This window comes from Zoogloea sp. (genome assembly GCF_023150065.1).
Classification (GTDB): domain Bacteria; phylum Pseudomonadota; class Gammaproteobacteria; order Burkholderiales; family Rhodocyclaceae; genus Zoogloea.
Genome location: NZ_JAKLLN010000133.1, coordinates 1 through 669, shown reverse-complemented (window position 1 = coordinate 669; position 669 = coordinate 1). Strand labels below are relative to the sequence as shown.

The window sequence follows — 669 nt, the reverse complement described above, 5'->3', positions numbered from 1 at the left end:
TGAATTGCTCGAAGCTGAGGCCGATGCTCTCTTCGATGGCCTGCAGGGTTTCCTTCTTGGTGTGGCCACCGGCGAGCTGCCCGTCGGCGAGGCGGGTGAGGCTGAGTTCGGAGTTCTGCAGCTTGCCGCCCTGCTTGTTGCGGGCCCGGCGCACCGTCCAGCGGGCGCGCCAGGCGCTGCCTTCGCGGCCGACGTAGTCCACTTCGGCGAAGCCGTCGGCGCAGCCCCGGCGCAGCAGGGTGCGCGGGTCGGCGGCGGTGGTGGAGTGCTCGCCCACGTCGGGGATCTCGCCGCGGCCGGCGGCGCGGGTGAGGCGCGGGGTGCGCTCGAAGAGCGCCAGGCACAGGGCGTCGAGGAGCGTGCTCTTGCCGGCGCCGGTGATGGCGAAGAGGCCGGCGGAGGCCAGCGGTTCGGCCTGGAAGTCGACCTCGAACTCGCCGGCCAGCGAGGCCAGGTTCTTGCCGCGGATGGCGAGGATCTTCATGCCGCGCCCTCCGCGGCCGGGGTGTCGAGCAGCTCGCCGAAGGCGGCCATCAGCTCGGGCGGCGCATCGCTGCCGAAGCGGTGCTGGTAGAGCCGCAGGAAGAAGGCCTCGGGCTTGAGGGCGTTGAGCTCGTCCACCGACAGGGCCGGTGCGGCGGCGGGCAACGCGCCGCGCAGGGTGGTGGT

At 72.8% G+C, this 669-nt stretch carries 2 protein-coding genes; both read right to left on the bottom strand.

Annotated elements, in window-relative coordinates:
* A partial coding sequence (locus tag L6Q67_RS23870; RefSeq protein WP_296576104.1) for an AAA family ATPase occupies positions 1-484 on the bottom strand: 484 nt, incomplete at its 3' end.
* Positions 481-669 (bottom strand): hypothetical protein (locus L6Q67_RS23865; protein ID WP_296576101.1); only part of this gene is annotated, 189 nt, incomplete at its 5' end. The genes L6Q67_RS23870 and L6Q67_RS23865, both read right to left, overlap by 4 nt.